Origin of the sequence: Tamlana sp. s12 (assembly GCF_016767215.1) — a bacterium.
Lineage (GTDB): Bacteria > Bacteroidota > Bacteroidia > Flavobacteriales > Flavobacteriaceae > Pseudotamlana > Pseudotamlana agarivorans.
Genome location: NZ_CP068547.1, coordinates 2,989,932 through 3,016,314 on the forward strand (window position 1 = coordinate 2,989,932; position 26,383 = coordinate 3,016,314).

Below are 26,383 nucleotides of genomic sequence, written 5' to 3' on the forward strand. Positions count from 1 at the left end.
TTTAATGCATTGAAGCATTTAGACAAGATCAGTTTGATGGTGAATTTACTTTTCAAACAGCCTCTTTTTTATTTTTCAACCGTTTATTTACAAGATATCATTAAATTTAACTCAAATTAAATGATTATAATCTCCTTTTAAATTTAACTCATGAAAAAAATTACCCTCTTAGCTGTTTTTTTAATTACAATCATTGCTTGTAAAAAAAACACCTCCAACACCACGAATAACGACATTAAACCGAAGGTTGAAACGGCAACCGTACAAATTTCCGATTCCATAAAAACACGTTTTGATTCCATCGTTTATAAAGTAGCAAAAACCAATGGCTGCAAAATGAAAGCCGTTATTAAAGGTCCTAATACATTACCTTATTACAGTGGCCTTGATGCTAGAACCAATACAAAACCAAGCGAATTTGATGAATTGTTTGAGATTGGTAGTTGTACTAAAATATTTACTGCCACATCGATTCTTCAGCTTATAGAACAAAATAAATTAAACCTTGACGATCGTCTCACCACTATTTTACCAAATGACGAATTATATAAAAACTTACTTGTTATAGATGGGAAGAATTATATCGACTCGGTAAAGGTTATCAACCTATTAAACCACACTTCAGGGCTGCCGGATTACGTAGAAAGCGACGAGGATAAATTAATCGCACACTACAGTGATCCAAGCGAAAAATTCACTTATGAAGCCCTTATTGAAATGGCGAAAGGCAACCCTGAAAAAAAACTTTTTATTCCTGGGTCGAAATTTGAATACTGTAATACCAATTATATTCTTTTAGCATTACTTATTGAAAAATTCTCGAAGCAAACGTACCAAGACTACGTTAAAGCGCATATTATAAATCCTTTAGAACTTAAAAATACTTATTTCGGATCATTATACCCAGAAAATAAAAGACCACAAGGTTATTACAAAGGTAAAGTTGCACTAATGCCTTTTACTTTAGCAGGACCAGCAGGAGAAATTTTATCCAATTTAGATGATATGCAAACATTTATAGATGCATGGAATAAAGGTTTGTTGTTTGAAGATCCGAATACCATAAAAAATGTTAAATCTCAAGATTTCCAAACTATGGTAGCAGGAGCCATAACTTACGGAAAAGGGATTATTAATATCATGGACCTTTCTTATGGGCATGGCGGACAATCGTTCGGGTACCAATCTTATGTTGGTAGCATGAAATCTAACAACTATTCTTTTGTATTTTATGTTGATGATGCTAACGTTTCATCATGGTATCCAGCCATCGAAATATCAAGTTTACTTCAAGAAATAGAGTAATAGTAGTTTAAAACCACGCCTCAACTTCATCATTTTTTGAGATTAGGATTATGGGGCGTGGAAATTTTAGTGCCTTTTTAGAGGCTTAGTCAAAATAGAATCTAAGGCTGGCGTTGGTCTATATTTTACGAAATCGTCATCATCTGTAATAAAATCGGCTTTGTAAAATTTAAGCTTTTGGTCTATTAATTTGGCATAGCTTTTAAGGGTTATTGAAGGACAACAATGAGCATCGTTATAATGACAAACGGCACGCCCTGTAAACAAGCCATTTTCAATTTTCTGATTTCTAAATATATTAGGCCACCCCTGCTCTTCACATCCCGCTAGATCGGATTCGCAAGCCACATCTACCAGTTTAAAGGAATCACCTTGGTTTAAAAACACGTAAAAAAAGTGAATTTCGTTATAACCATTAGAGCGAACACCGGTAACCACAGCATCATTTAAACCATCCATGTTTAAATCACCAAACACAAAATCATTGCTACTATAGGTCTTTGTATTTGCTTCTGTTGGTAAATTAGAATAGTTTAATTCATCATAAGGCGTTTCACTAAACCAACCTGGTAGCTTGTTTTTCTTATCGTAAGCTTCAATAACTTCTATATAGTTGCTTTTTGTTTTAAATTCTTCAAATGCTTTTTTAGAAATACTATTTGGTTCTTGGGCTTCTATAAGATTTTCAATAAGCACTTCGCTACTTAAGACAGATTTCGGTGGATCTGTTTTAGGCATTTCACTTATGTTTGATTTACAAGCTAGAGCACAATATAGGATGAGAATGACTAAAAAGGAAATAGAGGTGGTTTTCACGGTTGGTGGATTAGATTGTTAAGTAAGACTTCTTCAGATAGATATGTGATATAGCACTAAAACATATACCATTCACCATTTGTATAGGAGCTAAATTTCTAACGCCACCATTTATAAAAAAGTATAGCTGGTAGATAATATACTGTTCTAAAAATTCAGTTATTGGTAGTATTTGAAAAAAATGATAAAACCGATCTTTCAGTAATTTCCACAATTTTTGCATAAACACAACAATTAGGATTGATCCCTTTTTTTTTGACTGTACTTCAGAAATATAGAAAAGAGTTAAAACAAAAAAAGCAAGCTTTTTACAGCTTGCTTTTTGTTTTGTGGGGAGAGCAGGATTCGAACCTGCGAAGACGTAGTCAGCAGATTTACAGTCTGCCCTCGTTGGCCGCTTGAGTATCTCCCCAAAACCGAGCGCAAATATATAACGCATTATTGGTTCTGCAAAATAAAATACTAAAGTTTTTTTATAATTCGTAACGCAATCTAAAGGTTACAAATCGCGGTTGAATGTAATACTCTGTGGCACTTACAGATAAATTACTTGAACTACTTGTATTTTGAGATTTGGTATCTAAAATATTTGTCGCTTTTAACTCATACTCCCACTTACTATCTTTATTATTTCGATAAGATAGCGAAGCATCCCAGAATTCGAAGGTGTTTAAAGTACCAGACTCGTCGCTAAATCGGTTATGAGCATAATTGGTTTTAAATGTGAATTTCTTAAGAATTAGGGCATCAAAATCTATTGAAGGTGCATTAGTATAAAATTTTGTACGACTAGCCCCTTGATCGTTATCCTGAATGGTAAAACGATATCCTAGTTCAAAATTTGGAGCTTCTCGAAAATTAGTACGTACCCTAGCGCGGTAGGTCTGGGCATAATTTTCGTTGGTTGAGGCCTGATTATTTACAAACTGATTAAACTTATTATAACTCAGGTTAGCATTTAAAGTTGACCTGAATTTACCAATGGTTTTATCAATGTTTCCACTAACACTAGCAGTTTCGTCGGCTAAGCCCGAATTAAAAGGCGAGCTTACACGTACCACACCTCCCGGAACGAACTGCGAACTGGTTCTTATTCTATCTACCGTTTTACTATAATTAATACGTGCTCGCACATTGGTATAGTTGAACATATTAAAACTAAAATAAGACAGGTTCAAATTATGAGACAAGGCACTTTCTAACTCCGGATTTCCAGAAAATATCGAACTGTAACTGTTTAGTACCAACCCTCGTGCTAACTGATTAACATCGGTAAAATCGGTTTGCATGGCATAATTGAATGTGATTTGTTCGCTTTTTTTAAGTTGTAAAATCACATTAAAATCTGGTAATAAACGGAAGAAATTATCAATATATTCTTCATTAAACTGTTCGTTTTTAGAACTGTAAGCATGGGCAGAAAGCCCTGGAGTAAAGGTAAACAACCCAGATTTCAAACGGTAATGCGCCCCTAAATACACATCGCTAAATCGATAGCCAATATCATTAGTGGATAAACCATCATTTATGGTAGGCATAGCCTCGACTTGCGTACCATCGTCTAAGGTTTGAAAAATGTTAGAATCAAAATCCTGCTTACTATAGATGGTTCCCAAAGTTATGTTCAAATCACTTTTCTGATTTAAAATATGCCAATAATCCAATCTAGCATCCAATTGATTGGATTTCACACGTTTCTCTTGGGACACGTTGTACGCCGATTGTAGATTGTTAAGCCCCAAAGCATCGGCTACATCATCATAATTAGCTTTATCTTCAATAAAGGCGTTGTAAAACGGATCTTCATCTTGAATTAAACTTTGCGCTTCAACAGCAAAAATATTTTTGTCGTTTAAGGTATAATAGTAGTTAAAATTCTGATTGACACTATAAGGATCGGCACTTTCTAATTCATTCACATCACCGTTCACAGAAGAGTAAAACAGCTGTTCTTGCGATTCTTTGGATACACGTCCTAAAATATCATAATCCAACTGATTATTGGTATTTGGCTTATAGGTAGCACTTAGCTTTAGCATCCCCAAATCACTTCTTTGTACCGTATTGCTTTCAGTATATTCGTCTGGTATACCTAATTCGGGATCGGTATATTGGGTTGCCCGATGCTCTTCCATTAAGGTTTTATTATTTGAAAAAATAGCAAAACCACTTAAGTCTAAGGTCTCTTTTGGTGAATAACTGAAATTAGCCGCACCAAACTTGGTGTTTATCTCTTTCGCTCGATTGTTTTGAGCGGTTAAAAAACCTAGGCTGTTGCTTCCTAAATTGATATTGGTACCACTGTTCCGACTTGGACTCCTAAACCCGCCAGTGAAATTAAAGTAATCCCGACGTGTAAAAGCCACTTCGCCTATATTGTTTATATCGCCAATCACATTAATGCTATACTCTGGACTGTAATAAAACAATTTAGGCTGAGCGAGATATAAACCAGCATCATCGGCAACTCCAGTACCTCCAGTAACATTTCCAAACCAAAAATTCTTCTTGCCTTCTTTTAATTTGATATTGATGGCAATATTATCTTGATTGTTGGTCACCCCACTTAATTGTCCGATTTCAGCATAATTTTTTAAAACCTCCACTTTATCAATCGCATTAGCCGGAATGTTTTTAGTTGCTATTTTCGAATCGCCATCAAAAAAATCTTTACCTTCTACCATCACTTTTCCAACCGTCTTCCCTTCTACTTCTATCTCGCCGTCATCATTTACCTCGACACCAGGGAGTTTATTTAAAACGTCTTCCAATTTACGTTCGGTTCCCGAAGTAAAAGAATCGGCGTTATAAACTATGGTGTCGCCCTTCACAGTCACAGGCATTTCGTAGACCAACTCTACAGCATCTAAAGCATTGTCATACTCCAGTGTGAAATTTTTAACCACATCATCAGTGGTTGTGATTAATTCTGTTTGAAGGGTTTTCATACCTATATAACTTACTTGAATATTATAGGCTGTATTTTTTTCAACAGATAAGCGGTAACGGCCTTCGGGTGTTGTAATCCCATAAGACTCTAATTTTTGTGTTTGTTTGTTAATAGCAATAACATTGGCTAGCTCTAAAGGCGCACCAACACTATCTTTTACCACGCCTTCCAATTTTATTTGTCCGTTTACGGCAAATGCCATCAAAAAGAGGGTTAAAAAGATGAGTTTTTTCATGAATAATGTTTTAGTTGAAGTTTAAATTATCGACGTCCGCCACGGCCACGACCTCTATACATGTCGCGCATTTCTTCCATTTTCTCTTTTGAAATTTTATCAAATTCGGCTTGAGTCACTTCTTTACCTTTGGTTGGCGCTTTAATATCTTCTTTATCGGAAGGGTTAATCACAATTTTAGAACACAATATGGTTGTGTTATCTGCACTAATTTCTAAAATTAAGCCAGGTAGCCCCCAGTATACATCAGGTCCAAGATTTACTGGAATTTGCGGCGTATACCAAGCGACAACTTTAATATCATTTTGCTGCTCCGCTTCAGGTTGATCTTCTTTTTTTGATGACTCTTCTGCTTTATCGCGTGGTGGTCGTCTAAAGTCTCTGAAATCAAAACCAGTTTTTGGTTTTACTGCTTCAGCTCTAAAACAAGTGTATTGCCCTATAATTTTAGATTCTCCTGTTAATTTCCAATCCAAACTCTGTAGACTATCCTTAATTAGAAATTGCTTTCCGAAAAGGTCTTTTTTCTGAATAAATGCCTTCGACTTGACATTTTTATATTGATCGCCACCAGACGTATTCATCATACCAAATCGCATCCCTCTACCTCCAGTTGGAGCATCTAGACTTTCTTCCTCTTCATATAAAGCTTCAGATTGGTTAAAGGTTAGAATGAATGTTTTTTCTAAAGCGCTTTTCATACGCTCTGCAATCTGTTTTTTACGTTCCTCGGTCATGTCTCTACCACCGAAACTGCTCATATCTATGGAGGTTTTAGTTTCATAATAGGCTTTCCCTTGAAAATCTTTTTGAGCAAATAAGGTACTTGAAACGGTTAAAAAAAGTAAGATGACTTGGATTCTTAAATGTTTGAAAATCATATAAAATGTATTTATGCGTGCTATAATTATCTTGTTCAAAAAATTCTGATTGTTAATCTATATTTTTTAATTTTTAGTAAGAGATTCTTCAGTCGTACCTCCTTCTGAAAGACAACATCCAACGTTTCACAAAACACTGATTGTCATGCAGAACGTAGTGATGCATCTCTTTTCTATTAAGCAAAAGATTCTTCAGAAGTAAGTCCTTATGAATGACATCTCCTATCCACTAAAACCCATTGGACTAAATAAACACCCTAAGGTTTAATGCCGATATGTTAAAAAGTGAAAATAATTGAATATGTTAAAAATCAACATCGATTTATTTGTTGGCTATAAAGTTGTTTTAGATGAATCGAGTTTTATGGCATATCGAAAATTTATCGTAAAATTTGAAGTGAAAACAACGTAAAATTTCAGGCTGTTTGAGCTAAACGAATTTTAAATTAAGCACTGTACATCCCAGCGAGTTTCTGAAATTTAGTTGTCGAACGAAAAATTTAGATAAAGATTCGTAAGCCTAGATTTTTTTGGTTCGTTTTTTCATCAATGAAATCGACAAAGGAGATTCATGAACTCATTAATTTAAATTAATAATCACTGAACTAAAAAAATGAACAACAATATTGTTTATTTAGGTCGGAAAAGATTTTATACACTAAAACCAGCTGGAATTTTGTAATTTTCCAAAGTCTATGAAATACACCTGCTTTATATTATTTTTTTTTACAGCCCTTCTATTTGGTCAAACTACTATAGAAACCGAGTTTATTAAAAAAATTGAACTTAAAGTCGATGCATTTATTTCGATTGATAATTTCGGAACGACCTACTACATCACTAACAATGTGTTTCATAAAAAAGACAAAGGTCAAACCACCAACTTTAGCGCTTTACAATTGGGTAGTTTATATGAAGCTAACGTTTTTAATCCTTTAAAAATCAATCTCTTTTATAAAGATTTCAATACGGTAATTATTCTTGATAATCGATTGGCTGAAATTTTTAAAATTGATTTCAATCAAATCACACCATACAAAAATGTTTCAAAAATTTCTACGGGATATGATAATATGATATGGATTTTCAATCAGGATCAGCAAAAACTTGAACTTTTCGACTACAAATCGAAGACCACTAGAGCGCAAACCGTTCCTGTACAAAGTGCGGTTTTAGATTTAAAAAGCAACTATAATTACTGCTGGTTACTCACCGAAAAATTCCTTTACGTCTACAATTATTTTGGAAGTTTGATTAAAAAAACTGAAAATAAGGGCTTTACTGCGATGGTAGAAAGCAATGAAAATATCATCCTTAAAAAAGAAAATTCTTTATTTTATTTGAAAAAAAACAGTGACACTATAAATGCTCTCGATACCGGAAATTTATTAATAAATGATTTTTTTGTAACCAATGAAACCTTGTATATTTACAGCAACGAAAGCGTACATCAATTCAAATTAAAAATAAATTAAGACCATGCACATTGCTATTGCAGGAAATATTGGAGCAGGAAAAACGACACTTACCCAATTACTCGCTAAACATTATAAGTGGGAACCGCAATTAGAAGATGTGGTGGACAACCCTTATCTGGATGATTTTTACAATCAGATGGAACGTTGGAGTTTTAATCTACAAGTTTACTTTTTAAATAGTCGTTTCCGACAGGTTTTACAAATTCGTCAGAGTGGAAAAGATATCATTCAGGATCGAACCATTTACGAAGATGCTCATATTTTTGCCCCTAACTTACATGCTATGGGTTTAATGACCAATCGTGATTTTGAAAACTACCGATCGCTTTTTGAATTGATGGAGTCCTTAGTTCAAGGTCCTGATGTTTTAATTTATCTGCGAAGTTCTATTCCTAATTTGGTGGCACAAATACAAAAACGTGGTCGCGATTACGAGAACACGATTAGCATCGATTATCTAAGCCGCCTGAATGAGCGCTACGAAGCATGGATTCACGGATACAATAAAGGAAAGTTACTTATTATAGATGTAGATAAGCTGGATTTTGTTGACAACCCTGAAGATTTAGGTTACGTTATCAATACCATTGACGCCGAGATAAACGGCTTATTTTAAATACCCTACCAAATACATAAAACAAGATCACCATGAAAATTCAGTTCAAATTGTTTTTTCATGGTGATCTTATTGATTTATCATGTTGAGCTTGTCGAAACTGACTTTGACCATCAGTTCACTAAATTTATTTCGACAAGCTCAATATGACAACACATATAGTTTTTAGGAAATTTATTCCAATTTTATTGCGTCAACTTTAGCCTTAACTTCAGCTTCTGTGCCTTGAAAGGTATCATAACTGGTAACCACCTCTTCATTTGTTGTAGTAATCGTTGTCACTACAGCCTTTACAGTACCATCACCGTTATCTGTCATTTCCACTTTAACCTCTTTAGACATAGAATTAGGAGCCACCTGTTCTGTTATATTGTCTTCGGAATTGTATGCATTTAAAGCTCCAGATGAAACGGCAATACTTGGCGCAATCACCAAAGCAACAACCGACATTAATTTTAATAAAATATTCAATGAAGGTCCCGACGTATCTTTAAAAGGATCACCAACAGTATCCCCTACCACAGACGCTTTATGAGCCTCTGAACCTTTTCTTCCTTCTTCCTCAATAGTTTTTTTCGCATTATCCCAAGCACCACCTGCATTCGATTGAAAAATAGCCATCAACACCCCGCAGGTTGTAACTCCAGCTAATAAACCACCTAGCATTTCAGCGCCACCAATAAAACCAATAGCAACCGGTACGGCAATGGCTAATAAACCTGGAAGAATCATTTCTCTAATTGAGGCTTTCGTTGAAATATCAACACATTTATCATACTCGGCATACCCGTGAGCAGCATCGAATATCGCACGATCTTCAACAGTAGCTTTAGACATATCAGAATCATATTTACGCATCACATTTAAGGCTGCCTTTAATTGAGGAATATCTCTAAACTGACGGCGTACTTCTTCAATCATAGCCATAGCTGCACGACCAACGGCATTCATAGACAGCGCTGAAAACACAAAAGGTAACATCCCACCTACTAACAAACCGGCCATAATATCTGGTTTAGACACATCTATCGCAACCACATTAGCCGTTTTCATAAAAGCAGCAAATAAAGCAAGTGCTGTTAGCGCTGCTGAAGCAATAGCAAACCCTTTCCCGATTGCAGCAGTTGTATTTCCTACGGCATCAAGTTTATCGGTACGCTCGCGAACCTCATTTGGCAATTCGGCCATTTCTGCAATACCGCCCGCATTATCAGAAATTGGTCCATAAGCATCTACAGCTAATTGAATTCCTGTGTTAGCTAACATACCAACCGCAGCAATAGCGATTCCGTAAAGTCCTGCAAAATGATGAGAAACTAGTATAGCCGCAGCAATAAGAATGATTGGAATGGCTGTTGACATCATGCCAATACCTAAACCAGCTATAATATTGGTAGCTGCGCCAGTTTCCGATTGTTTTACTATGGATAAAACAGGCTTCTTTCCTGTTCCTGTGTAATATTCTGTGACTTTACCAACGGCTAAACCTGCTACCAAACCAGCGATTGTAGCCCAAAACACCCCCATCGCACCAAAGCTTAAACCTTCCACAGACTCTGGAATTAAGGCGTTAATTATAAAATATGACGCTATAACCATAAGTCCAGCCGAACCAAACTCACCTATATTTAAGGCAGATTGCGGATTTCCACCATCTTTAACACGCACGAAAAAAGTCCCTATAATAGACATAACAATACCGACTGCCGCTAATACCAAAGGCAGATAAACCGCGCCTAAGCCATTAAATTCTGGTGTAATAATAAAAGCTCCTAAGACCATGGTTCCTATGATGGACCCCACATAGGACTCGAATAAATCGGCTCCCATTCCAGCAACATCACCTACATTATCCCCTACATTATCGGCAATAGTAGCCGGATTTAAAGGGTGATCTTCCGGAATACCTGCTTCTACTTTTCCTACTAAATCGGCACCCACATCGGCAGCTTTGGTATAAATACCACCACCAACACGTGCAAAAAGTGCAATAGAAGATGCACCAAGTGAAAACCCTGAAAGCACATTAAGCACTTCGCTAATACCCCAGCCCATTTCGCTATAAATCATAAATAAGCCACTAAGACCAAGAACCCCTAGTCCAACAACACCTAAGCCCATAACAGCACCCCCAGCAAAAGCCACTTCTAAAGCTTTTCCTAATGACGTTCTCGCGGCATTGGTGGTACGCACGTTAGCCTTGGTAGCGACTTTCATACCTATAAAACCAGCCAATCCAGAACAAATAGCTCCTACAATAAACGAAACAGCCACCATACCATTGGATCCTATTTCAGCATTGCCTTTAAAATAAAGTAGGATAGCTACAGCAATAACAAAAACCGACAATATTTTATATTCCGCTTTAAGAAAAGACATGGCGCCATCGGCAATATTCTTGGCAATGCTTCTCATTTCATCATTGCCTTGGTCCTGTTTAGTGACCCAAGCACTTTTAATAAATACAAACGCTAAGGCCAATACACCAAAAAGCGGTAAAAATTTTACAATTAGTTCCATAATAGTTAGTCATTTAATAATTAGTTATTTTTTTATCCTGCTAAAAATAGAAAAATATAAGTGATAAAAAAAGCAAGGATTAATTAAAGATTTCTCAACAAAACCTCTGTTTAAATATCTTTTTTATAAAACAATGACATTTATCAGCTTCACAAACTTCAAATTGGAATAGATAAATCCAGAGTTCAATTAATATATATCTAAATGAAACTCCAATTAAAAATGAGGAGATTTATAAAGTTAGAATTTGCGTCATTCTGTGTTCGACATAGAATTTCATCACAATACATTTATATGACTATGAGAATCTGAAATAAATTCAGATTGATGAAATAATAATTTAGTTAAAAGTAGGTTGGGTTTTGACAAAAAAAGACCACCTTCAAAAATTTGAGGTGGTCTTTAAAATATAGTATTAAGAAATCGTTCTAAATAGTGAACGTTCTTTTTTTCTTGTGTTCACTTTCATCGTAGCGTTTAACACACTCGTGATAAATTTTTACTGCAGCTTCGGCATTACCCCATCCACCAGTATCTACTTTTTTCTTTTCTAAATCTTTATACACTTTAAAAAAGTGCTCGATTTCTTTTAATCTATGTGGATTTAAATCAGAAATATCAGTTTTATTACTCCAAATAGGATCTGAAACTGGTACACAAATTACTTTTTCATCTGGCCCTTTTTCATCGGTCATGTAAAACACGCCAATAGGTCTTACTTCCATAACCACCATAGGATAAGTTGGCTCATGTCCTAAAACCAATACATCTAAAGGATCTTGATCCAATGCTAATGTTTCTGGAATAAACCCGTAATCACCAGGGTACATCATTGATGAAAATAATAAGCGATCGAAACGAATTTTATGTAATGTAAAATCGTATTCATACTTATTTCTACTACCTTTTGGAATTTCAATTAACACATCGAAAGTTACTGATGCTTTTTTTTTGTCACTCATTGTTATTTGTTTAGTTATATATTTAAGTAGTTTTCTTTTTATTTAAGGTAACAAATGTACTGAAACCGACCGCTTTTAACAACAAAAAACAGGTTGATTTACCCTCCTTTACAAAAGCATAATTGGTACTTGTTACTTAGAAAATTTTCAATTTATAGCATAAAAAAGACCTAGAACGAATTTTTGCGTATTTTTTAACGTTTTTAATGCATTCGTTTTAATATTTAGGGCAATAGATTGAGTTTCATTTTCTGCTGATTCTTTAAAAAAAGACATAAAAATTTAAGTTATGAAACTCTCAAACAATTAAATTATCTTTGTCCCTCTTAAATAAAATCATGCGCATAGATATTATTACGGTGTTACCGGAGTTACTTAAAAGTCCGTTTGAAGCTTCCATTCTAAAACGAGCTATAGAAGCGAATTTAGTGGAAGTCCATTTTCATAACTTACGGGATTATACCAGCGACAATTACAAATCCATTGATGACACCCAATTTGGAGGTGGCGCTGGCATGGTGATGATGATTGAACCTATAGACAAATGTATTTCGGCTTTAAAGGCGGAACGTGACTATGACGAAGTGATTTACATGACTCCCGATGGAGAAACCTTAAAACAAGGCATCGCCAATCATTTATCTTTAAAAGAGAACATTATTATTTTATGCGGACATTACAAAGGTGTAGACCAACGTGTACGTGATCAATTTATAACCCGTGAAATTTCGATTGGTGATTATGTCCTATCGGGAGGTGAATTAGGAGCTGCGGTACTTTGTGATGCTATTATAAGGTTAATACCAGGGGTTTTAGGTAATGAGACTTCTGCCCTAACCGATTCTTTTCAGGATAACTTACTAGCGCCACCTATTTACACAAAGCCACGTGAATACAAAGGATGGAAAGTTCCTGAATTACTATTTAGTGGCAACTTGCCTGAGATTGAAAAATGGCGTGAAGAACAAGCCTATTTGAGAACCAAGGAACGACGCCCAGATTTGTTGGAAGATTAGGGAGGCTATTCAAAAAAATTTAACCCGTTTAAACATAAGGTTTACTTGTGTTAAGGATAGAAGCGGCATCCTTTTTTGTGTTTCACGCATTTTAAAGCTACTATAGTGTTAAAATGGCACCTGAAATTTGACTAAAAAACACAGGTTTTCAACAAAAAAGATATAGCGGATAGCCTGACCTGCAAGGGAACACCAAAATAAATAGAATAAAAAATTGCAAATAATTAATTAATGATTATTTTTGCAGCCAATTTCGGGTTAACCTCTGGCGAGAATCGTGAATGTTGTTCTGAATTAAACATAATAAAATTTAAAGATATGGAATCTTTAGTAAAATTTGTACAAGACGAATTTGTAGCAAAAAAAGAATTACCTGAATTTTCAGCTGGTGATACAATTACTGTATACTACGAAATTAGAGAGGGTGAAAAAGTGAGAACTCAGTTTTTTAGAGGTGTAGTAATCCAAAGAAGAGGAACTGGTGCTTCTGAAACTTTCACAATTAGAAAAATGTCTGGAACTGTTGGTGTAGAGCGTATCTTCCCAGTGAACTTACCAGCATTACAAAAAATTGAAGTTAACAAACGTGGTAAAGTACGTAGAGCAAGAATCTTCTACTTTAGAGGTCTTACTGGTAAAAAAGCCAGAATTACTGAGCGTAGACGTTAAGCATAATACAACTACAATTGTAGTGTTTAAAAGCCTTGATTTTTATCAAGGCTTTTTTTTATGAACAAATGTTAACAACTCCTGTTTATAAACCGTTGATAATTAAAATGTTAAAACTCTTGGCAATAGCGGTTATTTTTCGTAATTTAGTAACAGAATAAACGTTCTTATATATTTAAAGGTTGCTTTTTTAGATCGCTATTTCATATTCGTTATGAAGTAATTAAAAAGATCAAGTTGCGTTTCAAGAGTTGCAGATTTATAATGTAATGTTTATTATTGAAACAAGACGCTTTAGTCAGGATAATCAAAATGAATATACTGCTAGAAAGTATTACTAGATAAATCATCGTTTAAACGAGTAAGGATTTATTAGTATAAAAAAGCAATTAACAGAAGCATTTAGTTAATAAGTCAATACATTTTGAAAATTAAATGAATGTTTCATTGAAATAACAATACTTAAGCTGAAAGTTTAATTGAAAATTTTAAAATTTTTAGTGAAATGCTAAAAATAGGTTTAGTAAGGTTATTTCGAGAAAGCCATGTCACAGTAGATTTAGTTCTGCAGGGATATGGCTTTTGTTTTTTAACAAAATCTTCACAATTATTTTGTCATATCCATACTTTATCAATACTATTTTTTCATTATTACAAAAATTTTAAGCAAAAAAACCATTCGTATAATGATTGATTTAAATTACGTATCTAATTTCGTATATTCGCGTGGCTAAAAATGTTACAATTACTAACTACAACGTTTTAGCTCTAAATAATTCATTAAATAAATCCGACACTAATGTCTAAAATAATTTACACAAAAACGGACGAAGCTCCGGCGTTAGCAACGCGCTCATTTTTACCTATTGTTAAAGCGTTTGTTAAATCTTCTGGTATTGACATTGAAACCAAAGATATATCATTAGCAGCCCGAATTCTAGCTGTTTTCCCAGACTTTTTAACAGATGATCAAAAAGTATCTGACGACTTAGCTATTCTTGGCGAGTTGGCAAAAAAGCCTGAAGCTAATATTGTAAAATTACCAAACATTAGTGCTTCTGTACCTCAATTAAAAGGGGCTATTAAAGAATTACAAAGTTTAGGATTTAACATTCCTAACTACCCGGATGAGACTGCAACCGATGCTGAAAAAGACATCAAAGCCCGTTACGATAAAGTTAAAGGTAGTGCCGTAAACCCTGTTTTACGTGAAGGAAACAGTGACAGACGTGCGCCAAAAGCTGTTAAAAATTACGCTCAAAAGAATCCGCATTCAATGGGTGCTTGGACAAGCGATTCAAAATCTCACGTAGCTACTATGAGCGAAGGTGATTTTGCACATAATGAAAAATCTACAACCATTGCTAATGCGACTACAGTAAGTATTCAACATACCTCATCTACTGGAGAGACTACTGTTTTAAAAGAAAACTTAGCTTTATTGGATGGTGAAATTATCGATGCAACGGTAATGAACAAAAAAGCCTTATTAAGCTTTTTAGAAGCTCAAGTTGCTGATGCTAAAGAAACTGGCGTATTGTTTTCATTACACATGAAAGCTACGATGATGAAAGTGAGCGATCCTATTATTTTTGGACACGCAGTTAAAACTTTTTTCAAAGATGTTTTCGCTAAACACGCTGAAACTTTTGAAAAAATAGGTGTAAATGTTCACTCTGGGTTTGGTAATGTTATAGAGTCTATTCAAAAATTACCAACTGAAGAGCGTCAAGCTATAGAAGCTGATATTCAAGCGGCTTATACCAACGGTCCTGCCATCGCGATGGTAAATTCTGATAAAGGTATTACTAACCTACACGTTCCTAGTGATGTGATTATTGATGCGTCTATGCCTGCAATGATTCGTACGTCTGGACAAATGTGGAATGCTGCTGGTGAATTACAAGATACTAAAGCTGTTATTCCAGATAGTAGTTATGCTGGAATTTATTCGGCTACCATCGATTTTTGTAAAAAACACGGTGCTTTTGATCCTACAACAATGGGAACAGTTCCTAATGTTGGACTTATGGCTCAAAAAGCCGAAGAATATGGATCACACGATAAAACATTCGAAATGGCATCTAACGGTACTGTAAAAGTGATTGATGCTTCTGGAAATACTTTATTAGAGCACAATGTTGAAGAAGGTGATATCTGGAGAATGTGTCAGACTAAAGATGCTCCAATCCAAGACTGGGTTAAGTTAGCCGTAACACGTGCTAGAGCTTCTGAAACTCCTGCTGTTTTCTGGTTAGATGAAAATAGAGCGCATGATGCTGAAATCATTAAAAAAGTAAATACGTATTTAAAAGATCACGATACGGATGGTTTAGACTTAAGAATCTTATCACCTGTTGATGCTACTTTATTTACTTGTGAGCGTCTTATAAAAGGAGAAGATACTATTTCTGTTTCTGGAAATGTATTACGTGATTACTTAACCGATTTATTTCCAATTTTAGAAGTTGGTACTAGTGCAAAAATGTTATCTATCGTACCTTTAATGAACGGTGGTGGTTTATTTGAAACTGGTGCTGGTGGATCGGCTCCAAAACACGTACAACAACTTGTTGAAGAAAACCACTTACGTTGGGATTCTTTAGGTGAATTTTTAGCCTTAGCCGTTTCTTTAGAACACTTTAGTAACGTAAACAACAACCCGAAAGCTAATATTTTAGGAGCTACTTTAGATGATGCTACAAGCACGCTTCTTGAAAATAGAAAAGGACCATCTCGTAAAGCTGGTGAATTAGATAACAGAGGAAGTCATTTTTACCTGGCTTTATACTGGGCTCAAGAATTGGCTAAGCAAAATGATGATGCCGATTTAAAAGCAGAGTTCACTCCTATTGCTGAGCAATTAGCAGCTAACGAAGCTAAAATCATTGCTGAATTAAACGATATTCAAGGTAAGCCAACTGATATTGGTGGTTATTACGAACCAAACGAAGCATTGGTTAGCAAAGTAATGCGTCCTAGCAGCACGTTTAATGCGATTATAGATTAATCTCAATTAACATATATATTTTAAAAGCTCCTGAAAACAGGAGCTTTTTTTATACCTAGGTTTCCACTTCAAATTAAGAATACAACTGAAGTTAAACTAAAAAAAACGTATTTTTGGCGCATGAGTTTCACAAAAACAACCGAACAAGATTCTAACTACAACCATCTGGAAAAGATGTCGGTTTCAGAATTATTACAAAACATCAATAACGAAGATAAAAGTGTACCCTTAGCGGTTGAAAAAGCTTTACCACAAATTGAAGCCTTAATTTCACAAACTGTAGAGAAACTAAAACGTGGCGGACGCCTTTTTTACATGGGAGCAGGCACCAGTGGTCGTCTTGGTATTGTCGATGCCTCGGAATGCCCTCCTACTTTTGGTGTGCCATACGATTTAGTTATCGGCCTCATTGCCGGTGGTGATACAGCCATTCGAAAAGCGGTAGAATTTGCTGAAGACTCAACCACCCAAGGCTGGGAAGATTTACAAGCCTATCAAATCTCACAAAATGATGTCGTGATTGGTATTGCAGCATCTGGAACGACACCTTATGTGATTTCTGCTTTAGAAACCTGTAATAATAACAACATCGTTACAGGGTGTATTACTTGCAATCAAAATAGTCCGTTATCACAAACCGCACAATTCCCCATAGAAGTTGTTGTTGGTCCCGAATTTGTTACGGGAAGCTCTAGAATGAAAGCAGGAACGGCTCAAAAGTTAGTTTTAAACATGATTACGACAACGACTATGATTCAACTCGGACATGTAAAAGGCAACAAAATGGTAGACATGCAGTTAAGCAACAACAAGCTTGTTGACCGTGGCATTCGTATGATCATGGATGAAATTAAAGTCTCAGAAAAAACAGCTTCAGAGTTACTTGAGCAATATAAAAATGTAAGAGAAGCTATAAAAAACTATTCAAATGGAAGAAACTAAAACCAAAAGAACGGATAAAACGGTATTATTTAAAGGCGTTAAAATATTAGTATTTGCTGCATTAAGTCTTTTTATGGGCCCTATCTTATTAAGTTTTGCTTACAGTAAGCCAGAATCTCCTTATTACTTACCGCTTTTAATTGTAGGTTGCGCAGTATGTGCTATGGCTGTTTTTATGGTTTTTAAAGGTCTTAAAACCATTATGGATAGTATGTTTAAGAAATAAACGCTGTAGCTATTTATTAATCAAACTCTCTTTTGGCGTACTCGGGTTAAATCCGAAGTCAGAATCGTTTATTTTTATATGCAATCGATCAAAAATATAATTGATAATAGCATAATGGTGAATGGTATGACTATTTGCCTGGGATAACAAAGCTCCATAGGTGTATGGAATTTCAATTTTTCCGGTTCCCAAATCATCCACGACCCTTATTAATTGAGTTTCATTAAATTGAAAAGCTTTAAGATGATCTATTATTTTATTTAGATAATTTAAAGCTTCATGGCAATCTTCTTCAACCCTTTTATTTCTGCTTCTAGCGGTAAGGTCAACCTTATTATTTGGTGTCCCCTTTAAAATACAGTCGTAAAAATCTAAAATATGTCTAAAATGCGTTCCAATACTAGAATAATATGGTGAAACTGTGGCATCAGACAATTGGGTATTGCACAATTGTTTTAAAATAACTTCAGATTTATTTAATGTTTGTAAAGAAGCTTGAAGAATGATATTCATGAGTCTAAATATAGATAATTTTTAATTTAACTAGCTTGTTTTACATCAACAAAAAGTGCACTTAAAAGGTAAACATGAAATTTTAGCGTTATGACGATGGTATCATGATATTAAATCTCGGTGGTGTGGTTATTAGTTAATGACTATTCAAAATTAAGATGATCACTCCTTAACATGCTCCAACTCATTTAATACCAAGCGAATCTCCCCATAAGTATATTTATCATCCAACTGATGTTTTAAATCTGAAATGGTCTCGTAGGTTTTCTGTGGAATAAGCGTTTTTAGATCATTATAATTAGCAACAGACATTAAATCCAAGACTTCAACTTCCCCGGAAGGGATAAAGCTCGCCAGGTGTCCGAAAATGGTATTTTCATTTAACTCACGTATATCTGAAATTTCCTTAATGGTTTTTCCCTTTTTAAATAACTCTAAAGAATCTAATTTGGTTTCGCCAACTTTCCTCTTTGGCTTATCACTAAATATTTCGATGTCTTTCTCTATTTCAATGTCATTTTCCTCGCAATAATCAATAATTTCCTTTAAGATGGCATCACCATATTTTTGCACACGGGTTTTTCCCATACCATTAACCTTAAGTAAAGCACTTTTAGTTGATGGAAGGTTTTCACACATTTCGTAAAGCGCTTTTTGAGTAAATACTTGAAAATGCACCAAGCCTTTAGCTTCCGCGATTTCATTTCTGAGTACTCGTAAGCGCTCAAAAAGTTCCACATGACTTGTACCGTCGACCACCGATTTTCTAGTACGTTTCGGTTTATTTTTCTCTTGAAATATGGCTTTGGTACGTAATTCTAAAAAGGACTTGGTTTGAAACCCTTCATTTAGCTCATTAAAGTACAATACTTTAAAATCCAGAAGTTCCTCTAAAGCATCTAAGTTTTTGGTGATATCTGAACCTACAACTTGGTTATCTGTCGTAAAAGCAAAAGATTTTAATGGTGTTGTAAAATGTGTAGCAGTCTCGGTTTTAAAATAGGTAATCGCCTTTTTAAACCGCTCTTGAATTAAGGGACTGGTCTCTGGCAAACCTTCTTCTTCAGAAATTTGTTTGAGTTGCACCATAAAACCATTGGCCACTTTTAAGAAATCGGCCAACTTATCTTTAAGAGGAATCATGATCGCTTCTATATTACCTTCTACAACCGATTTGTTTTTGTAATAAATATCCAAAATGCGACTTACGGGGTATAAAAAGGCATAAAAATCGAAAATCTCATGAATGAGATCCAGTTGAAACCGTTTTTTTGAAGCTTCTAAAACAGCATCATCCGGTGAATTTTGTTCGGCCTTTTCATTAAAAGCAATCACATTAATGTCGCTTATAATTTGATTAGACTGAATTTTACTTTTTAAGACCAAGCCTTCTAAGGATTTACAACGACTTAATGCTACGTATGTTTGCCCGTGTGCAAAAGCACCTTCAGCATCAATAATGGCTTTATCGAAGGTTAACCCCTGACTTTTATGAATGGTTATCGACCAAGCCAAACGTAATGGCATTTGGGTGTAGGAACCTATTTTTTCTTCAGAAATAGCCTTGGTTTCTTTATCTACCGTGTAATTAATATTCTCCCAAACTTCTGGTTTCACTTCAATATTGAAGTCATCGTCTGGACAATGCACAACAACTTCATCCTTATCGAGATATAGGATTTTACCAATTTTACCATTAAAATAACGTTTGGAAGGATCGCTATCGTTCTTTACAAACATAACCTGTGCGCCAACCTTTAAATCTAAAGATTCATTATTTGGATAAGCATACTCTGGAAACTTCCCTTCTACTTCAGCTTTATAGGTAAATATTTTAGAATCCAATTTATCAAGTTCTGCTTGATTTGTGGCTTCAGCCTTTCTATTGTGAGTCGTTAATGAGATGTATCCTGCATCTGGTTTGGGCTCAAAATCGGCGATATAGCGTTTATTTAATTCTTCCGCGGAAGCGATACTTAACTTATTGTTTCTAATTTCATTTAAGATATCAATAAACTTAGGGTTCTCTTGGCGGTAAATATGTTTTAATTCTACCGAAATAGCTTCACATTGCATATAGGCATGACTACTAAAAAAGAAGCCGTTTCGGTAATGGGGTTTTAAAAGTTCCCATTCTTGTTCCTTTATTACAGGCGATAATTGCTGTAAATCCCCTATCATGAGCACTTGCACACCACCAAAAACTTTGTTTCTATCTCTATAACGGCGTAGGGTTTTATCAATACCATCTAGTAAATCGGCGCGTACCATACTAATTTCATCTATAACCAGGAGATCCATAGACTTAATAATATTGATTTTGGTTTTGCTAAATTTTCTATTAAATCCTTGTGAAGCATTTAAATCGGCGTCTGGCAAAATAGGTCCAAAAGGCATTTGAAAAAAGGAATGTATAGTAACCCCTTTCGCATTGATAGCAGCTACTCCTGTAGGAGCCACAACAACCATACGCTTTAAACTATCTCTTTTTAAACGGTGTAAAAAGGTCGTTTTTCCTGTGCCTGCCTTTCCTGTTAAAAATATAGATCGGTTTGTATTATTTACAAACGCCCATGCCAATTCGAGTTCCTTGTTTACAGCCATTAAAAGTTGAAAAAATAATTTAATTTTTGAAGGTAATAAATTCTTACGTTTCTAATCTGCCCTTTAAGTCATAAAAATTGCTTAAATTCATTAAACTATTGATAATAAAGTTCTTTCGCCCCAAAGACGAAAAAATAATTATTATTGAAACCGCACTTTATAAATACCATTGTTTTCTATGCCATCTTTACAATCGGGGTGTTATCTGTTCAATGGGGTTTTTCGCAAAATATAAAAACCCAAAAAACGCTTGATAAGCAGTTTGCATTTAAAGCGCTTACTATAGAGCACGGCTTATCACAAAACTGCGTAATTAGCATCGCTCAAGACAGTATTGGGTATTTGTGGCTCGCAACGCAAGATGGGCTAAACAAATACGACGGTAGGGAATTCAAGTATTACGATAAACAGTTTGAAGACAAAACGCGATCGCGATTTAGTAAATTAGGCAAGGTCTATATAGACAACCAAAACAAACTTTGGCTAATTACATATAGCGGAAAATTGGAATACTACCATCCAAAAACCGACACCTTTATTTCAGTTAAAACACCATACGGTATTAACTCCATTTATCAGGATAGCAAAAATGACTTGTATTTAGGAACCTATAATCACGGGGTGATAAAAATAAATCCCTCAACCAAAGAAACGACAGAGCTTTCTTTTAAAGACTTGAATAATCAGACCGTTTACGAATTTTTAGAGACCAATAACAGCTTATTCATGGCCACCTCTCATGGTGTTTTTAATTATTCTGAAGCTTCTGGTCTAAAAAGAATAGATGTTGACCATACAAACCAGTGCAACTACAGTACTTTGGCAGCTACTAAAGACGGTACGTTATGGTTGGGTTCCTATGGTGATGGTATATTTTATAAACCTCCCCATACTCAAGAATTTAAAAAGTTTTATCACGATAACGTACCTAATAATATAAATGTCGAAGATTTACTAGTAGACAGTAAAAATCGCTTATGGATTGCTACTTATGGCGATGGCATTTTTCTAATAAACCATGAAACCCAAGAAGCAAAAAACTTTAAAGCTAACAAAAGCAATCCTTTTGCCATTCATTATAACGACATGCTTTGTTTATTCGAGGATAAAACAGGGGTTGTCTGGTATGGATCGGATGGTACCGGCGCTAATTATTACGATGAACATCTCATTAAATTTAATATTTTAACGAATAACCAAGTACCTCATGATATAAACGTGGATATGGTGAGGTGCATAAATACCGATGCTTTAAACAACGTTTGGATTGGCACATCAGGAAAAGGACTGACTTGTTTCAATTTAAAAAATCTATCGTATAAAACCTTTACGGAAAACAATTCAACATTATCAAGTAATAGAATTATAAGTTTGAATGATTTTGATCATGAACTTTGGATTGGACATCAAGTCAACGGCCTAAACATTCTGAATAATTCAGGAGTTTTTATCAACTATCCAGAACTATCCAAACATACCATTTGGCGAATTTTAGCGGAAACTAAAGATAGACGTTGGTTATGCACCGAAAGTGGCATTGTACTTTTTGATAAAAACTTAGGGATTCTTAAAACCTATAATCAAAGTAATTCTAGTCTTCCTATTAACAACGTTAGAGCCATAGTTAAAGAAAACGATAGCATCATTTGGGCTGGAACCGATAACGCAGGTGTTTATAGAATAAATACCAAAACCGATGAAATAAAAGAGGTTAAACAACTCCACTATAAAATTAAAACCTTATTTATAAAAAACGGAGTCCTTTGGATTGGTTCGAACGGTTCTGGATTAATTAAATACAACATTAAGGAAAACACACTTATTACATATAAGAAAGAAGACGGTCTCCCCAATAATGTGGTTTATGGCATTTTAGAAGGGACTTCAGACGATTTATGGTTAAGTACCAATAATGGACTTAGCAGATTTAGCACTTCCAAGTCTAATGGGGCCTTCGAAAACTTTAGCGCTGACGATGGCTTACAAGGTTCTGAATTTAACACGGGGGCTTATTTTAAAAGTGAGGATGGCACCCTATTTTTTGGCGGTTTAGAAGGCATAAATTGGTTTAAACCTAATGAACTTACTTACAATAAAGTAAAACCTAAAACCATTATTTCCTCTTTTGAAGTGTTTTCTAAAAATCGAGAAATGACCAATAACCTAGAATTAAAGCATAATGAAAATACCATAAGCTTTACTTTTTCTAGTCTTCATTTTTCTTCGCCAGAACGTAGTACCTTTAAATACAAATTAGAAAATCATGATGAGAATTGGGTTATTTCAAAAAATTTCAATCTTGCACACTATACCAATTTACCCCCAAACACTTATACTTTCAAAGTTATTTCTAGTAACTATGATGGCGTATGGAATGAGAGCCCGGCCAAATACACATTTAAAATAAATAAGCCTTGGTATTTAAGTGTTTATGCCATAATATTCTATAACATTATTTTTATTCTTCTAAGCTATTTAGTGTACTATTTGGCCAAAGTACGGTGGCATATGAAAATGCAATTGCAGTTTGAAAATACAGAAACCAATCGTTTAAAGAAATTGGATGAATATAAAACGAAGCTATACACCAATATCTCTCATGAAATTAGAACACCATTAACGCTTATTTTAGGACCAATAACAAATCAACTAAACAAAGCTGAATTAGCTCCTAAGGATAAAAAGGAACTTAATTTAGTGAAGCAAAACGCTAATCGCCTTTTAAATTTAGTAGACCAAATGCTGAACCTGTCTATGATAGATTCCGGTCAGATAAAACTTAAGGTGGCTCAAGGAAACTTGGGGTTATTACTTAAACAGATTGCAAATGCATTTCAGTATCATGCGAATAAAAATGATTTAAAAATAGTGTCAAAGATTCATAATTTAAATGATGTATGGTATGATAGTGACATGATAGAAAAAATTTGTTCTAATTTACTCTCTAATGCTATAAAATATGCGACTAAAAAAACAGACATCATTTTTGAAGCCAATAGGCAAGACTCATTTCTCGTACTGTCGGTAATTAACAGCAGCGAACAAATCGGAGAGAAAGATTTGAGCCTTCTATTTCAACGCTTTTATCAGAACAATGAAATGTCGGATGGTGTAGGTGTAGGTTTAGCTTTAGTTCGTGATTTAGTAAATCTTTCTAAAGGAACCATTGTCGCCAATAGCTTGGGCAATAACAGAATTCAGTTCACCGTTTCTCTGCCGATAAATAAGGAAGCTTTTAATGAAAGTGACTTCGTTTGCTCAGAAACAACTCCAAAAAATTCAATTATACCTAATATAAAACATAAGGAAACTTCAGAAGACACAGCTCTTATTTTGGTTGTGGAAGATGACATCGATATTCTAGAGTTTACCACATCAATATTTAAAAATGAATATCAAATCTCCAAAGCTTCTAATGGCCAAGAAGCCTTTCAAAAGGCGATAAAAACAAATCCAGATATCATAATTAGTGATATCATGATGCCTATTAAAAATGGTATCGACTTGTGTGAATCCATAAAAAATAACCCAGCCACCAGTCATATTCCCGTTGTTTTATTAACTGCCAAGGTTGGTGAACAGCATGAAATTGAAGGTTTAAAAACAGGAGCAGATGCATATATTACAAAACCATTTAATTCAGATAAGCTTAAAATCATTATTAGGAATTTACTTGAAAACAGAAAACAAGTCCATAAGCACTTTAGTGAAACACTAAGTATTAGTCCGAAATTAGCTGTTTCTTCTACAGAATCTGAATTCTTAAAACATTTGCAAGAGGTCATAGACACAAACGTTACCAACCCTGAATTTAATAGTGAAATGTTTGCCTCAAAAATGGCTTTAAGTCGAACACAATTACACCGCAAGTTAAAAGCGATAACCAATACGAGTACTAGCGAGTTTATTCGTCTACAACGCTTAAAAATAGCAAAAGAGTTGCTTAAACAATCCGATGTCACCGTTGCTGAAGTTGGCTACCAAGCAGGTTTCAATACCCCCTCCTATTTTATTAAATGTTTTAAAGAGGTTTATGCTTGTACCCCGCACGAGTATATTGATAATCCGTTTTAAACTCAGAAAACACTTCTTTGGAACATATATTCTATACTTTGAAACATATGGAGTATCCTATCACGCTTTATCCTCTTAATTTTACCCTAGGCAATATTTAAGGGTCATGAACAACAACACTGATAATACTGATAAAGAGGCTACGGTATTTATGAGTATCGACCATCTTAAAAAAGGAAAATATGAACTTAAAATCCTATTAGACAATAAAGTAATTAAAACAATAAAATTTATTAAAACCTAAACCATGCAACATTATGAAAATTCTAAAAACAATTTGCTTTGCGTGCTTAATAATATTTGCACCAAGCTGTAGCAACGACGATAATGGTGACTCTTCAGAAAAAACAACCAGGGAGTTATTAACCACAGGAAAATGGTATCAAGAATCTAAAAGCCCAGGTAATTTTACCGATTGCGAGAAAAACGGCTACGTGGAATTTATGGATAATGGGGATGCTATTCTTGATATTTATGATGATAACTCTGGGACCTGCGAATCGCTCGGGGCCATTATTGCTGAATATACCTTATCAAACAATATAAAAATCACCATTACTTTTGGAGCTGATGTTACTGAAGTAAATATCGAGGAAATCTCTGATGATGAACTGGTCCTTAAAAATGTTAATGACGGTGAAATAATTAGGTTTGACAGAACTCCAGGCTAGTAAACAACATACTTCTTGAAAAGATAAAACATGCTATTATCTAGAACGCCCTTAATCACCTACCAGTCCTCTTAAATTTCTGGTCTCTCTTGGTCAAATACAGAAAATAAAACCTACCTATGTTATGGAATTCTACAAAAAAAAAATCCAGCGTATTGCTGGATTTTTATTTATTATCATGGTTAGATTTTAATTATTTACAACCAACCTAAAACCTTCTCCGTGGATGTTTAGTATTTCTACTTTTTCATCAAGCTTTAAGTATTTACGTAACTTTGCAATATAAACGTCCATACTACGCGAAGTAAAATAATTATCGTCACGCCAAATTTTTGTAAGCGCTAATTCACGAGGCATTAAATCATTTTCGTGAAGGGCTAATAAGCGTAATAACTCATTTTCTTTAGGAGATAATTTAACAGGCTCTCCACCTTTAAACTTTAAGAAGCGTAATTTTGAATTTAAATCGAATTCACCAATTTTAAACTCAAATTGCTTGCTATCGGAAATAGTTTCTGTAGCCTTACGTTGAATAATGGCCTTAATTTTCATTAAAAGCACTTCACTATCAAACGGCTTATTTAAGTAATCGTCTGCCCCAACCTTATAACCTTTTAAAACATCTTCTTTCATTGTTTTAGCGGTTAAGAAAATAATGGGAACATCTGTGTTTTTCTCTCTTATCTCTTTAGCTAAGGTGAAGCCATCTTTATAAGGCATCATAACATCTAGAATACACAAGTCAAAATCATCTTTTTTGAATTTTTCAAAACCTTCCATACCATTTTTGGCATGTGTGACTTCATATTCATTCATCATTAAATAATCCTTAAGAACCGTTCCAAAATTAGGATCGTCTTCTACTAATAATATTCTCTTTTTTTGCTCTTCCATG

Annotated in this window: 19 protein-coding genes and 1 tRNA gene; 11 read left to right on the forward strand and 9 right to left on the reverse strand. The window is 34.6% G+C overall.

Translation table 11 applies throughout. The features are described 5' to 3' along the window. The first annotated feature begins 150 nt into the window (after positions 1-150). The gene (locus tag JJL45_RS12870; protein WP_068602211.1) at positions 151-1,305 is read left to right on the forward strand and encodes a serine hydrolase domain-containing protein; all 1,155 of its coding nucleotides are present in this window, start codon (positions 151-153) and stop codon (positions 1,303-1,305) included. A 66-nt stretch (positions 1,306-1,371) separates the two neighbouring features. Here the strand turns inward: JJL45_RS12870 and JJL45_RS12875 are convergent, their stop codons facing one another. The 4 genes from JJL45_RS12875 to JJL45_RS12890 all read right to left on the reverse strand — a co-directional run bounded on the left by JJL45_RS12875 (position 1,372) and on the right by JJL45_RS12890 (position 6,187). Further along, positions 1,372-2,043: a hypothetical protein gene (locus JJL45_RS12875; RefSeq protein WP_068602209.1), complete on the reverse strand. Its 672-nt coding sequence runs from the start codon at positions 2,041-2,043 to the stop codon at positions 1,372-1,374. A gap of 408 nt (positions 2,044-2,451) precedes the next feature. Then, positions 2,452-2,533, reverse strand: a tRNA-Tyr gene (locus JJL45_RS12880). A gap of 61 nt (positions 2,534-2,594) precedes the next feature. Then, entirely contained in the window at positions 2,595-5,306 is a 2,712-nt protein-coding gene (locus JJL45_RS12885; protein WP_068602207.1) for a TonB-dependent receptor, read from the reverse strand. A gap of 26 nt (positions 5,307-5,332) precedes the next feature. Further along, the gene (locus JJL45_RS12890; RefSeq protein ID WP_068602204.1) at positions 5,333-6,187 is read right to left on the reverse strand and encodes a GLPGLI family protein; all 855 of its coding nucleotides are present in this window, start codon (positions 6,185-6,187) and stop codon (positions 5,333-5,335) included. Positions 6,188-6,882: 695 nt separating this feature from the next. Here JJL45_RS12890 and JJL45_RS12895 point away from each other — a divergent pair. After that, a complete protein-coding gene (locus tag JJL45_RS12895) occupies positions 6,883-7,662 on the forward strand; it encodes a hypothetical protein (protein WP_068602203.1) in 780 nt (259 codons plus the stop codon). Between the two features lie 4 nt (positions 7,663-7,666). Beyond that, positions 7,667-8,281, forward strand: a complete 615-nt coding sequence (locus tag JJL45_RS12900; protein ID WP_067146144.1) for a deoxynucleoside kinase — start codon at positions 7,667-7,669, stop codon at positions 8,279-8,281. Between the two features lie 174 nt (positions 8,282-8,455). Here the strand turns inward: JJL45_RS12900 and JJL45_RS12905 are convergent, their stop codons facing one another. Beyond that, positions 8,456-10,801, reverse strand: a complete 2,346-nt coding sequence (locus JJL45_RS12905; protein ID WP_068602202.1) for a sodium-translocating pyrophosphatase — start codon at positions 10,799-10,801, stop codon at positions 8,456-8,458. Positions 10,802-11,229: 428 nt separating this feature from the next. After that, positions 11,230-11,763: an inorganic diphosphatase gene (locus JJL45_RS12910; protein ID WP_068602199.1), complete on the reverse strand. Its 534-nt coding sequence runs from the start codon at positions 11,761-11,763 to the stop codon at positions 11,230-11,232. A gap of 338 nt (positions 11,764-12,101) precedes the next feature. On the opposite strand from JJL45_RS12910, the gene trmD reads away from it, so the two are divergent. The 5 genes from trmD to JJL45_RS12935 all read left to right on the forward strand — a co-directional run bounded on the left by trmD (position 12,102) and on the right by JJL45_RS12935 (position 17,626). Beyond that, positions 12,102-12,779, forward strand: coding sequence for a tRNA (guanosine(37)-N1)-methyltransferase TrmD (gene trmD / locus JJL45_RS12915; protein WP_067146138.1), 678 nt, complete (start codon positions 12,102-12,104; stop codon positions 12,777-12,779). A 318-nt stretch (positions 12,780-13,097) separates the two neighbouring features. Beyond that, on the forward strand, positions 13,098-13,448 hold the full coding sequence (gene rplS, locus JJL45_RS12920) for a 50S ribosomal protein L19 (RefSeq protein ID WP_067146553.1): 351 nt from the start codon (positions 13,098-13,100) through the stop codon (positions 13,446-13,448). 799 nt (positions 13,449-14,247) lie between these two features. After that, positions 14,248-16,458, forward strand: coding sequence for an NADP-dependent isocitrate dehydrogenase (locus JJL45_RS12925; RefSeq protein ID WP_068602197.1), 2,211 nt, complete (start codon positions 14,248-14,250; stop codon positions 16,456-16,458). Between the two features lie 120 nt (positions 16,459-16,578). Next, positions 16,579-17,400, forward strand: coding sequence for an N-acetylmuramic acid 6-phosphate etherase (murQ, locus tag JJL45_RS12930; RefSeq protein WP_068602195.1), 822 nt, complete (start codon positions 16,579-16,581; stop codon positions 17,398-17,400). Then, a complete protein-coding gene (locus JJL45_RS12935; protein ID WP_068602194.1) occupies positions 17,387-17,626 on the forward strand; it encodes a DUF6095 family protein in 240 nt (79 codons plus the stop codon). The genes murQ and JJL45_RS12935 overlap by 14 nt, the downstream gene beginning before the upstream one ends. A gap of 9 nt (positions 17,627-17,635) precedes the next feature. Here the strand turns inward: JJL45_RS12935 and JJL45_RS12940 are convergent, their stop codons facing one another. Beyond that, positions 17,636-18,139, reverse strand: a complete 504-nt coding sequence (locus tag JJL45_RS12940) for a hypothetical protein (RefSeq protein ID WP_202664157.1) — start codon at positions 18,137-18,139, stop codon at positions 17,636-17,638. A 162-nt stretch (positions 18,140-18,301) separates the two neighbouring features. Next, positions 18,302-20,743 carry a helix-turn-helix domain-containing protein gene (locus JJL45_RS12945; RefSeq protein ID WP_068602191.1) on the reverse strand — a complete coding sequence of 814 codons (2,442 nt, stop codon included), beginning with the start codon at positions 20,741-20,743 and terminating at the stop codon, positions 18,302-18,304. A 144-nt stretch (positions 20,744-20,887) separates the two neighbouring features. Between JJL45_RS12945 and JJL45_RS12950 the strand changes: the two genes are divergently transcribed. The 3 genes from JJL45_RS12950 to JJL45_RS12960 all read left to right on the forward strand — a co-directional run bounded on the left by JJL45_RS12950 (position 20,888) and on the right by JJL45_RS12960 (position 25,488). Then, complete coding sequence (locus JJL45_RS12950) at positions 20,888-24,817, forward strand: two-component regulator propeller domain-containing protein (RefSeq protein ID WP_242521391.1); 3,930 nt, start codon at positions 20,888-20,890, stop codon at positions 24,815-24,817. Positions 24,818-24,923: 106 nt separating this feature from the next. After that, positions 24,924-25,061 carry a hypothetical protein gene (locus JJL45_RS12955; RefSeq protein WP_202664158.1) on the forward strand — a complete coding sequence of 46 codons (138 nt, stop codon included), beginning with the start codon at positions 24,924-24,926 and terminating at the stop codon, positions 25,059-25,061. A 13-nt stretch (positions 25,062-25,074) separates the two neighbouring features. Next, positions 25,075-25,488: a lipocalin family protein gene (locus tag JJL45_RS12960; protein ID WP_068602190.1), complete on the forward strand. Its 414-nt coding sequence runs from the start codon at positions 25,075-25,077 to the stop codon at positions 25,486-25,488. Positions 25,489-25,677: 189 nt separating this feature from the next. Here the strand turns inward: JJL45_RS12960 and JJL45_RS12965 are convergent, their stop codons facing one another. Continuing rightward, positions 25,678-26,382, reverse strand: coding sequence for a response regulator transcription factor (locus JJL45_RS12965; protein WP_067146124.1), 705 nt, complete (start codon positions 26,380-26,382; stop codon positions 25,678-25,680). Between the last annotated feature and the right edge of the window lies 1 nt (position 26,383).

Excerpts from the sequence above, each read along its gene's own strand:
- JJL45_RS12870 (WP_068602211.1), top strand. The coding sequence starts at position 151 with ATGAAAAAAATTACCCTCTTAGCTGTTTTTTTAATTACAATCATTGCT.
- JJL45_RS12875 (WP_068602209.1), bottom strand. The coding sequence starts at position 2,043 with ATGCCTAAAACAGATCCACCGAAATCTGTCTTAAGTAGCGAAGTGCTT.
- JJL45_RS12885 (WP_068602207.1), bottom strand. The coding sequence starts at position 5,306 with ATGAAAAAACTCATCTTTTTAACCCTCTTTTTGATGGCATTTGCCGTA.
- JJL45_RS12890 (WP_068602204.1), bottom strand. The coding sequence starts at position 6,187 with ATGATTTTCAAACATTTAAGAATCCAAGTCATCTTACTTTTTTTAACC.
- JJL45_RS12895 (WP_068602203.1), top strand. The coding sequence starts at position 6,883 with ATGAAATACACCTGCTTTATATTATTTTTTTTTACAGCCCTTCTATTT.
- JJL45_RS12900 (WP_067146144.1), top strand. The coding sequence starts at position 7,667 with ATGCACATTGCTATTGCAGGAAATATTGGAGCAGGAAAAACGACACTT.
- JJL45_RS12905 (WP_068602202.1), bottom strand. The coding sequence starts at position 10,801 with ATGGAACTAATTGTAAAATTTTTACCGCTTTTTGGTGTATTGGCCTTA.
- JJL45_RS12910 (WP_068602199.1), bottom strand. The coding sequence starts at position 11,763 with ATGAGTGACAAAAAAAAAGCATCAGTAACTTTCGATGTGTTAATTGAA.
- trmD (WP_067146138.1), top strand. The coding sequence starts at position 12,102 with ATGCGCATAGATATTATTACGGTGTTACCGGAGTTACTTAAAAGTCCG.
- rplS (WP_067146553.1), top strand. The coding sequence starts at position 13,098 with ATGGAATCTTTAGTAAAATTTGTACAAGACGAATTTGTAGCAAAAAAA.
- JJL45_RS12925 (WP_068602197.1), top strand. The coding sequence starts at position 14,248 with ATGTCTAAAATAATTTACACAAAAACGGACGAAGCTCCGGCGTTAGCA.
- murQ (WP_068602195.1), top strand. The coding sequence starts at position 16,579 with ATGAGTTTCACAAAAACAACCGAACAAGATTCTAACTACAACCATCTG.
- JJL45_RS12935 (WP_068602194.1), top strand. The coding sequence starts at position 17,387 with ATGGAAGAAACTAAAACCAAAAGAACGGATAAAACGGTATTATTTAAA.
- JJL45_RS12940 (WP_202664157.1), bottom strand. The coding sequence starts at position 18,139 with ATGAATATCATTCTTCAAGCTTCTTTACAAACATTAAATAAATCTGAA.
- JJL45_RS12945 (WP_068602191.1), bottom strand. The coding sequence starts at position 20,743 with ATGGCTGTAAACAAGGAACTCGAATTGGCATGGGCGTTTGTAAATAAT.
- JJL45_RS12955 (WP_202664158.1), top strand. The coding sequence starts at position 24,924 with ATGAACAACAACACTGATAATACTGATAAAGAGGCTACGGTATTTATG.
- JJL45_RS12960 (WP_068602190.1), top strand. The coding sequence starts at position 25,075 with ATGAAAATTCTAAAAACAATTTGCTTTGCGTGCTTAATAATATTTGCA.
- JJL45_RS12965 (WP_067146124.1), bottom strand. The coding sequence starts at position 26,382 with ATGGAAGAGCAAAAAAAGAGAATATTATTAGTAGAAGACGATCCTAAT.